This is a genomic window from Micromonospora deserti, from assembly GCF_003236335.1.
Lineage (GTDB): Bacteria > Actinomycetota > Actinomycetes > Mycobacteriales > Micromonosporaceae > Micromonospora > Micromonospora deserti.
This window is the reverse complement of sequence record NZ_POUB01000232.1, coordinates 1-9401: the sequence shown is the minus strand read 5'-3', so window position 1 is coordinate 9401 and position 9401 is coordinate 1. Positions and strand designations below refer to the sequence as shown.

At 75.8% G+C, this 9401-nt stretch carries 12 protein-coding genes; 6 read left to right on the top strand and 6 right to left on the bottom strand.

The window, feature by feature from the left end; translation table 11 throughout:
• Positions 1-121: 121 nt before the first annotated feature.
• Both C1I99_RS24725 and C1I99_RS24720 read right to left on the bottom strand, forming a co-directional pair.
• The gene (locus C1I99_RS24725) at positions 122-538 is read right to left on the bottom strand and encodes a RidA family protein (protein ID WP_111136588.1); all 417 of its coding nucleotides are present in this window, start codon (positions 536-538) and stop codon (positions 122-124) included.
• Positions 535-1353 (bottom strand): NAD(P)-dependent oxidoreductase, encoded by an 819-nt coding sequence (locus C1I99_RS24720; RefSeq protein WP_111136587.1) that lies wholly within the window; start codon positions 1351-1353, stop codon positions 535-537. Before C1I99_RS24720 ends, C1I99_RS24725 begins: the two co-directional genes overlap by 4 nt.
• A 95-nt stretch (positions 1354-1448) precedes the next feature.
• Here C1I99_RS24720 and C1I99_RS24715 point away from each other — a divergent pair, with 95 nt between their 5' ends.
• Together C1I99_RS24715 and smpB are read left to right on the top strand one after the other, a co-directional pair.
• Positions 1449-2399, top strand: coding sequence for a LysR family transcriptional regulator (locus C1I99_RS24715; protein ID WP_111136593.1), 951 nt, complete (start codon positions 1449-1451; stop codon positions 2397-2399).
• Positions 2396-2914, top strand: a complete 519-nt coding sequence (smpB, locus tag C1I99_RS24710) for an SsrA-binding protein SmpB (RefSeq protein WP_111136586.1) — start codon at positions 2396-2398, stop codon at positions 2912-2914. Before C1I99_RS24715 ends, smpB begins: the two co-directional genes overlap by 4 nt.
• Before the next feature lie 121 nt (positions 2915-3035).
• Here the strand turns inward: smpB and C1I99_RS24705 are convergent, their stop codons facing one another.
• Positions 3036-3440: a Fur family transcriptional regulator gene (locus C1I99_RS24705; RefSeq protein ID WP_111136585.1), complete on the bottom strand. Its 405-nt coding sequence runs from the start codon at positions 3438-3440 to the stop codon at positions 3036-3038.
• Positions 3441-3512: 72 nt separating this feature from the next.
• Positions 3513-3755 (bottom strand): hypothetical protein, encoded by a 243-nt coding sequence (locus C1I99_RS24700; protein ID WP_111136584.1) that lies wholly within the window; start codon positions 3753-3755, stop codon positions 3513-3515.
• Positions 3756-3797: 42 nt separating this feature from the next.
• On the opposite strand from C1I99_RS24700, the gene C1I99_RS24695 reads away from it, so the two are divergent.
• The 4 genes from C1I99_RS24695 (at position 3798) to C1I99_RS24680 (ending at position 7001) form a co-directional block, all read left to right on the top strand.
• Positions 3798-4220, top strand: coding sequence for a TOBE domain-containing protein (locus C1I99_RS24695; protein ID WP_111136583.1), 423 nt, complete (start codon positions 3798-3800; stop codon positions 4218-4220).
• Entirely contained in the window at positions 4217-5005 is a 789-nt protein-coding gene (gene modA / locus C1I99_RS24690; RefSeq protein ID WP_111136582.1) for a molybdate ABC transporter substrate-binding protein, read from the top strand. The genes C1I99_RS24695 and modA overlap by 4 nt, the downstream gene beginning before the upstream one ends.
• Positions 5006-5034: 29 nt before the next feature.
• A complete protein-coding gene (locus C1I99_RS24685; RefSeq protein WP_111136592.1) occupies positions 5035-5847 on the top strand; it encodes an ABC transporter permease in 813 nt (270 codons plus the stop codon).
• 80 nt (positions 5848-5927) lie between these two features.
• The gene (locus tag C1I99_RS24680) at positions 5928-7001 is read left to right on the top strand and encodes an ABC transporter ATP-binding protein (protein ID WP_111136591.1); all 1074 of its coding nucleotides are present in this window, start codon (positions 5928-5930) and stop codon (positions 6999-7001) included.
• 42 nt (positions 7002-7043) lie between these two features.
• Here C1I99_RS24680 and C1I99_RS24675 read toward each other — a convergent pair whose 3' ends face one another.
• Entirely contained in the window at positions 7044-8690 is a 1647-nt protein-coding gene (locus tag C1I99_RS24675) for a beta-N-acetylhexosaminidase (protein WP_325049236.1), read from the bottom strand.
• Positions 8691-8980: 290 nt separating this feature from the next.
• Positions 8981-9401 (bottom strand): hypothetical protein (locus C1I99_RS24670; RefSeq protein ID WP_438941445.1); only part of this gene is annotated, 421 nt, incomplete at its 5' end.

Here is a 9401-nt window from a genome sequence, read left to right as displayed (position 1 = left end):
GCCCCGGTCATTCCGGCGCCTGTGCGCGGAGCCGGTCGGCGCGGGGGACGGGCTGGCGGGCGCCAGGGGCGGCACCCACCGGATCGCCGAGCCGCCCGGCCGGCCGCGCCCGGCGGGTCGCTCAGGCCCGGGCCGTCGGCACGGCGGCGGTGATCTCCACCTCGATCCGGGCGTCGGGCAGGAAGAGCCGGCTCACCTCCACGGTGGTGCTGGCCGGCGGTGGCGTGGCGGTGAAGAGACGGCGGCGGACCTGGGCGTAGCCGGGCAGGTCGCCGAGGTCGGTCAGGAACGTGCGGATGTGCAGCACGTCCGCCAGGCCCGCGCCGTGGGCGGCGAGCACCCCGCCCACGATCTGAAAAATCCGCTCGGACTGCGCCACGATGTCACCCGGACCGACCACCTGGCCGTGGTCGTCGACGGCCACCTGGCCGGCGAGCAGGAGCAGGGCACCGCCGGGCAGGTCGAGGCGGGCCACGTGGGCGAACCGGTCGCCGAACGGCGCGGCGACGGACGGGGGGTTGTCGAGGGTGCGGTTCACGCGTACTCCCGGCTGACGAGGGTGGCGATGTCGGCGGTGGGGTTGGCGGCGGCGAGCGCGGCCCGGGCGGCCGCGACCAGCGGGGCCGGTGCGCCGTCGAGCACGTCGCGTACCAGGTCGAGATCCTTGCCGGCGAGCGCGGCGGGGAAGTCGGCGTCGCGGGCCTCGGCCCGCCCGAGCACGCCGCCGAGCGGACCGTCGCCCAGCGCCTCCCAGGCGGTCCGCGGGGCGACCCCGACGGCCCGCGCGACGGCGAGGGTGTCGGCCAGCCCGGCCACCGCCACCAGCAGCGCCGTGTTGAGCACCAGCTTCAACGCGGTGCCGCTGCCCAGCGGACCGCAGTGGCGTACGGTGCCCAGCGCCGCGAGGACCGGGGTGACCCGGGCGACAGCCGGGGCCGGGCCGCCGGCGAGCACCCGCAGCCGGCCGGCCCGGGCGGCGGGCACACTCCCACCCACGGGGGCGTCGACCAGGTCGACGGAAGCCGGCAGCCGGCGGGCCAGGGCGTGGACGGCGGCCGGGCCGATGGTGGACATCTGGACGAGGCAGGCGCCGGCGGCCAGGGCGTCGGCGGCGCCCCGAGGACCGAACAGCGCCGCGTCGACGGCGGTGGCGTCGGCGAGCATCGTGACGACCACCCCGGCACCGGTGACGGCGTCGGCGGGCGACCCGGCCACCCGGGCCCCGGCCCGGCGAAGGGGCGCGGTACGCGCGGCGGTGCGGTTCCACACCGTGACCCGGTGACCAGCGTCGAGCAGGCGCAGGGCGACCGGCGCCCCCATCCGGCCCGCGCCGAGAACAGCGATCTCTGTCATGCCGGCCACGCTAGGCCCGGAAGGCCCATGCGACCAGCGAATGTTGACGATGGCTGGCATGCGGGCGGCGCATGGCGCGGCGTATCGTCCGTGTCGTGCAGACGCAGGCTCTCGACGTGTTCCGTACGGTGGCCCGGCACGGGTCGATCACCGCCGCCGCCCGCGAGCTCCGCTACACCCAGTCGGCGGTCTCCCGGCAGATCGCCACCCTGGAGGCGGACCTCGGGGTGGTCCTGTTCGACCGGCTCCCCCGCGGTGTCGCGCTGACCGAGCCGGGCCGCTGCCTGCTGCCGCACGCGGACGCGGTGCTGGAACGGCTCGCCACCGCCCACCGCGACCTCGACGCGCTGCGGGGCCTGGGCGGCGGCCGGCTGCGGGTCGGCGCGTTCCCCACCGCGATGGCGGCCCTGGTGCCGCGGGCGCTCGCCGCGTTCCGCGCCGCGCACCCGCAGGTGGCTCTCTCCCTGGTGGAGGGACGGACGCCGGCCCTGCTGGAGCGACTGCTCGCCGGGGACGCCGACCTGGCGGTGGTGAGCGCGCCCCCGGACCAGCCACTCGACGGCGGGCGTTTCGACCTGCGCCACCTGCTCGACGAGCACCTGCTGGTGGCGGTACCCAGCGACCACCGGCTGTCCCGGCGCCGCACCGTCCGCCTGGCCGAACTGGCCGACGACTCGTTCGTCGTCGGATCGCCCGGCGGCGAGGACCCGCTGATGCGGGCCACCATGCCCCCAGGGTTCCGGCCCCGGGTCGACATCGTCGCCGCCGACTGGACCGGCAAGCTCGGCTGCGTCGCCGCCGGCCTCGGCGTCGCGCTGGTGCCCGCGCTCGCCGTCCGGGCCGCCCCGGCCGATCTGGCCCTGCTCCGGCTGCACGCCGACGACGCCCCGGTGCGGCGGGTGTACGCCGCGAGCGTGGCCTTCCGGCATCGGCCACCGGCCGCCGCCCGGCTGCTCGCCGGCCTGGTCGGGCTGGCCGGAGCGTTCCAGCCGGGCAGCCCGGGCGACCCGCCCGCCGCCGGCCGGCGGATATCCTCCACCGGGTGAACGCGGCCCGACGCACCGAGCGCACTCTGATCGCCTCCAACAAGAAGGCGCGGCACGACTACACCGTCCTGAAGACGTACGAGGCGGGGATCGTGCTGGCCGGCACCGAGGTCAAGTCGCTGCGCGAGGGTCGGGCCTCGCTGGTCGACGCGTTCGCCCAGGAGCGCGACGGGGAGATCATGCTGTACGGCCTGCACATCGCCGAGTACGGCTTCGGCAGCTGGACCAACCACGCGCCGCGCCGGACCCGCAAGCTGCTGCTGCGCCGGGTGGAGATCGACCGGATCCGGGAGAGGCTCCGCGAGGGCGGGCTGACCCTGGTGCCGCTGTCGATGTACTTCGCCGACGGCTGGGCCAAGGTCGAGCTCGCCCTGGCCAAGGGGAAGAGCGCCTACGACAAGCGGCAGGCGCTGGCCGAGCGGGACGCCGACCGGGAGATCGCCCGCGAGCTGGGCCGCCACCTCAAGGGCCGGACGCGTCGGGCGGCCCCGGCCAGCTCGCCGACCCGCCGCTGACGTCGCCGGCGGTGTCGCCCCGGCAGGGAGGGCACCGCCTCGGCCGACACCCCCTTCGAGGTCGCGGTGGAGCAGCCGGGCGAGGTCGCCCGGCCGCAGGCGGCGGGATCGCGGCCCCGGGTCAGCGGGCGCAGTCGGCGCAGGTGCCGAAGATCTCCAGGGTGTGGCCGACGTCGGTGAACCCGTGCTCGGCCGCCACCTGGTCGGTCCAGCGCTCCACCGCCGGCCCGGCCACCTCCACCGTCCGCCCGCAGGCGCGGCAGACCAGGTGGTGGTGGTGCCGGCTCTGCCGGCACCGGCGGAACAGCTGCTCCCCGCCGGGCAGCCGGGTCGAGTCGATCTCACCGGCGTCGACCAGGAGCTGCAGCGTCCGGTAGACGGTGGTCAGGCCCACCCGCGCGTCCCGGTCGCAGAGCATCCGGTGCAGTTGCTGCGCGGTGTGGAACCCCTCGACCTCGTGCAGCAGCGCCAGCACCTCGGTGCGCTGCCGAGTGTTCCGGGTCACGTTCGGGATCGCCTGCGTCACCGTACTCCCGCCATCTCCCCTGGTCCGGCCGCCGAGCGGCGACCTGTTCCGACGCCTGGTCGGCTGGACCCATTATGCGCTGCCGGGCCCGGCCGCCCGCGCGGCCGTCGCCACCCCCAGCGGGGCCGGGGTGCGGACCTTGCCCGCGGCGCGGTCGCCCACGCCCCGGCAGTCGTCCGGCACGCCGCCGTGCCCGGCCGCGCGGTCGACGATCGGCGACGGGTCGAGGCGGCCGGCGAGCAGCTCGGGGTGGGTTCGCCGCCCGACCGCAGATGCGAGGCCGGGCGACGCCCTGTGTCGTATCCGCGATGCCATCGGGTCTTCCTCCTGGCAGATACGGTCGCCTAGGGTGGGCTGGTGACGACGTTCCGGATCAGCGAGGCCGCCGAGTTGCTCGGGGTCAGCGCGGACACCGTACGCCGCTGGATCGACGGGGGCCGGCTGGCCGCCGCCCGCGACGAGCACGGCCACCGCGTGATCGACGGGGTGGACCTGGCCGCGTTCGCCCGCGGGCAGGCGGCCGACCCAGACAGCCGGTCGGCGTCCACGTCGGCCCGCAACCGGCTGCGCGGCATCGTGGTCAACGTCGTCAAGGACACCGTGATGGCGCAGGTCGACATCCAGGCCGGGCCGTTCCGGGTCGTCTCGCTGATGAGCCGGGAGGCGGTCGAGGCGCTCGACCTGCGGGTCGGATCGCTGGCCGTCGCGGTGATCAAGTCGACCACGGTGATGGTGGAACGGGCCGCCCCGACGGTCGGAGCCAGAGGGAGGCAGCCGTGAGAGCCCGCGCGACCCGCGCTGTCCGGGCCGCCGTCGCGGCCGCCGTCGTGGTGGGACTGGTCGGCTGCGGCGACGGTGCCGCCAGCACGCCGGCCGACGGTGCCGCGGTCACCGGCACGGTCATGGTGTTCGCCGCCGCCTCGCTCACCGAGTCGTTCACCCGGATCGGCCGGGACTTCGAGGCGGACCACCCGGGCACCAGCGTGGTGTTCAACTTCGCCGGCAGCTCCGCCCTGGCCGCCCAGATCGCCCAGGGCGCGCCGGCCGACGTGTTCGCCGCCGCCGCGCCCCGCAGCATGGCCACCGTGACCGAAGCCGGCGACGCCGACGGTGAGCCGGCCGTCTTCGCCCGCAACCAGCTCCTCATCGCCGTCACCGAGGGCAACCCGAAGGGCGTCACCGGCCTTGCCGACCTGACCCGGCCGGGGTTGACGGTCGCGCTCTGCGCCGAGCAGGTGCCCTGCGGCGCCGCGGCCCGGACCGCGCTGGACGCCGCGGCGGTCCGGCTCACCCCGGTCACCCTCGAGCAGGACGTCCGGGGCGCGCTGGCCAAGGTGAAGCTCGGCGAGGTCGACGCCGCCGTTGTCTACCGCACTGACGCGAAGGCCGCCGAGGCCGAGGTGACGGCGGTCGAGTTCCCCGAGTCGGCGGGCGCGGTCAACGACTACCCGATCGTCGTCGTCGCGCACGCGCCCAACCCCGCCGCGGCCCGGGCCTTCGCCGCGCATGTGCGGGGCGAGCAGGGCCGGGCGGTGCTCACCGAGGCCGGGTTCCAGACGCCGTGACGCGCACGGACACGGACGAGGCGGCGGCGATGGTGTCCCGGCCGGTCGCCGCCCGCCGGCGACGTCCCGGCGTCCCGGTCGCCCTGTTGCTGCCGGCCCTGCTCGGGCTGGTCTTCCTCGTCCTGCCGCTGGCCGGGCTGCTGGCCCGCGCGCCATGGGGCTCGCTGCCGCGGCGGCTCGCCGAGCCGGAGGTGTTGACCGCGCTGCGCCTGTCGCTGCAGAGCGCCACCCTGGCCACGCTGCTGTGCCTGCTGCTCGGGGTGCCACTGGCGTGGCTGCTGGCCCGGGTCGCGTTCCCCGGCCGGCGCCTGGTCCGGGCCCTGGTCACGGTGCCGCTCGTGCTGCCCCCGGTGGTCGGCGGCGTGGCGCTGCTGCTCGTCTTCGGCCGGCGAGGGCTGCTCGGCGGCTGGCTGGACGAGACCTTCGGGATCACCCTGCCGTTCAGCACCGCCGGCGTGGTGCTCGCCGAGGCGTTCGTGGCGATGCCGTTCCTGGTCATCGCGGTGGAGGGGGCGCTGCGCGGCGCCGACCAGCGGTACGAGGAGGCCGCCGCGACCCTCGGCGCCGGCCCGTGGACCACCTTCACCCACGTCACGCTGCCCCTGGTGGCCCCCGGGCTGGCAGCCGGCGCGGTGCTGTGCTGGGCGCGGGCGCTCGGCGAGTTCGGCGCCACCATCACCTTCGCCGGCAACTATCCCGGCCGCACGCAGACCATGCCGCTGGCGGTCTACCTGGCGCTGGAGACCGACCTGCAGGCCGCGGTGGTGCTCAGCCTGATGCTGCTCGCCGTCTCGGTCACCATTCTGGCCGCCCTGCGCGACCGCTGGATCACGAGCCCGTGAGCGCCGCCGGGGAGCCGCGGCGGCGGGTGGCCGGCGACACGCCGCTGCCCCACGCGCACCCGGTGGTGGACCGGGGCGCGATCCGCCTCGACGCGCCGCTGCTCGACGCGCACCTCGTGGTGGACCGGGGCGCGTTCCGCCTCGACGTGCCGCTGCGGGTCGCCGCCGGCGAGGTCGTCGCGCTGCTCGGCCCCAACGGCGCCGGCAAGACCACGGCACTGCGCGCGCTCGCCGGCCTGCACCCGCTGACCGCCGGCCACGTCACCCTGGCCGGCGTCGACCTGGACCGGCCGGCCCGGCGGGCCTGGGTGCCGACCGAGCGCCGGCCGGTCGGCGTGGTCTTTCAGGACTACCTGCTCTTCCCGCACCTGACCGCGCTGGAGAACGTCGCGTTCGGCCCGCGCCGGCACGGCGTGGACCGGCGTACCGCGCGGGAGACGGCGCGGAGCTGGCTGACCCGGGTCGGGCTGGCCGAACACGCCCACCGCCGGCCCCGGCAGCTCTCCGGCGGGCAGGCGCAGCGGGTCGCCCTGGCCCGCGCCCTCGCCGTGGCACCATCGCTGCTGCTGCTGGACGAGCCGCTGGCCGCGCTGGACGCCCGCACCCGGTTGGACACCCGCGCCGAACTGCACCGGCACCTCGGCGCGCACCCGGGGGCGGCGCTGCTGGTGACGCACGACCCGCTCGACGCCCTGGTGCTCGCCGACCGGCTGGTCATCGTCGAGGCCGGCCGGGTGGTGCAGGAGGGCGACGCGGCCACCGTCACCGCCCGGCCGCGCACCGAGTACGTCGCCCGGTTGGTCGGGCTCAACCTGCACCGGGGGCGGGCCGACGGGCACACCGTCCGGGTCGGTGACGGGCTCGCCCTCACCGTCGCCGACCGCCTCGACGGCGACGCCTTCGTCGCCTTCCGGCCCTCGGCGGTAGCCCTGCACCCCACCCGACCCGAGGGCAGCCCGCGCAACACCTGGCCGGCCACCGTGGCCGGCGTGCAGCGGCACGGCGACAACCTGCGGGTGCAGCTCGACGGCCCGATCACGGTCGCCGCGGACGTGACCCCGGCCGCCGTGGCCCAGCTACACCTCACGCCAGGGCAGCGCGTCTGGGCCGCCGTGAAGGCGGCCGAGACGCACGCCTACCCGGCCGCCGGGTGACCGGCCCGCGCCGCGACCGGCCCGGACCCGCGGCTCACCCGGTCACGACCACGGCACCTGCGGAGACGGGTAGAAGTCGACCTCCTGCAGGCGCCACCGCGGCGCCTGCGCCCCCAGTCGCGTCCGGAACGACTCCCAGTCGTGGCTGGCCGCCGTCGACCAGCCGAGCTCGGCGATCGCGGGCAGGCGCGGGAAGGCCATGTACTCGATGTCGTCGAGGGTCCGCAGCGTCTCCGACCACAGCGGCGCCTCGACGCCGAGGATCGCGTCCTCGCCCACACCGGTCACCCGGTGTGCCGGATCCCAGCCGTACGCGTCGCGGACCTCGATGTAGCCGGCCCACCGCAGCCCCAGGCGCGTATTGGCGTCGTACTTCATGTCGAGGTAGGACTTGTTGGCCGGTGACATGACCACCTTGTTGCCCCGGGCGGCGGCCTCGGCCAGATCGGCGTTGGTCGTGCCGGTGCCCCAGAACTGGGCCACGACGTCGGTCGGCGGGTCGACCTGCATGACCTCGTTCCAGCCGGAGGCACGCTTGCCGTACTTCGCGACCAGCGGCAGTACCCGCTCCATGAACGTGCGGTAGTCCTCGTCGGTGGTCGCGAGCGCCTCGTCGCCGCCGATGTGCAGGAACGGCCCGGGCGTGATCTCGGCGACCTCGCGGATGACGTCCTCGACGAACCGGTACGTCAGCTCGTCGTCGATGCACAGCGAGCTGTAACCGACCGCCATGTCGGTACGCGGCGGCGGGGCGACCCCGTCGCAGTTGAGTTCGGCATAGGTCGACTGGGCGGCGTTCGTGTGCCCCGGCATGTCGATCTCGGGGACGATCGTGATGTGCCGCGCGGCGGCGTAGGCCGCCACGGCCCGGTAGTCGGCCTTGGTGAGGAATCCGGGCCCGGCGCCGTCGACGCCGGTGCCCGGACCGCCGCCGACGGCGGTGAGCCTCGGCCAGGAATCGATCTGGATCCGCCATCCCTGGTCATCGGTCAGATGGAGGTGGAGGTAGTTGATTTTGTACTGGCTGAGCAGGTCCACGTACGCCGTGATCTCGTCGACCGTGTGGAAGTGCCGAGCCAGGTCGAGCATCGCCCCACGGTACGCGAAGCGCGGGTAGTCCACGATCCGCCCGCCGGGCACCGTCCAGGTCACCCGCTGCCGGTCGGACGCCTCGATCTGGGCGGGCAGCAGCTGGCGCAGCGTCTGCGTGCCGGCGAACAGCCCGGCCCCGGTGTTCGCCCGGATCGTCACCCCGCGGCGGGTGACGTCGAGCTGGTACCCCTCCTGGCCGACGCGCCCGTCGGCGCCACCCACGACCAGGGCGATCTCGGGCAGCGGCGTCGAGCGGACCGGCAGCACCGGCAGCGGGTAGCCGGTCGCGGAGCGCAGTGTCTGGGCGAGTTGCCGCCCCACCCGCCAGGCGGCGGCCGAGCCGGGCGACGTGCGGATGACGGTCAGCGGGCCGAGCGTGAACGTGCCCCGGGCGTCGGGGCGGGTCTCGACCGGTGCGGGGATCACATCGCTCAACTGCCGGGCCGGGGCGGCCGGCGCGGCGACGGCCGGGGCTCCCGGGAGGACGAACGACAATCCGAGTGCGGCTATGGCCAGTAGCCGCGTCATGGTGTTCCGGCGACGCACGAATACCTCCAGGCCCTCGTCGTGATCGGTGATGATCGATCCGATCCGCACGCTACCCGTGGAGGACCTGTACTGTAAACCTTCCTTATTGCGGCGCGGGTGTTGCCGACGAAGAGCACGGCGCTCCCGCTCCTGGGCACCGATCAGGTCGCGGCAGCACCCTGCCCGCCGACCGCCACCTGGAAATGGTCCGCACTTTCGACCCCGTTCCGCCAGGACGGGTCGGCGCGCCGGCCCGCTCGCCGGTGGTCAGCGCTGGGCCCGCTCGCCGGTGGTCAGCTCCGGCCCGCTCGCACTCCAACGTCGCCGTTCCGGCGTCTGCCGGGAGGGCCCCCCGGCGGTCAACCGGCCAGCAGGTCGGCGTGGGCGGCGCGCAGCCGGGCCAGCCCCGGGTCGCTGCCCGGAGCGACCCGACGTTCCAGCTCCGCCCAGACCTCGGCGAGGGCGGTGGTCACCGCGCGCAGCTCCGCGGCGTGCCGCAGACTGCTGTGCCGGTGCAGCTCGTCGAGGCGACGGGCCCACCCGGCGGTCACCTGGGCGACCCGGTCGGCGTCGGCCCGGGCCTGGGCGGCGCTGCGGGCGGCGGCGGCCGGCACGATGGCGGCGATCGGCCGGGGATCGCCGTCGCGGGTGAGCAGGGTGACGGTGTCGGTCAGCTCGGCCATCGACACCAGTTGGGTGAGCCGGGTGCGCGCCTCGCGCAGCGGCAACGCGCGCGCCGGGCCGGGGTGCGGGGTGTGGGCGGGGACAGCCATGGATGCA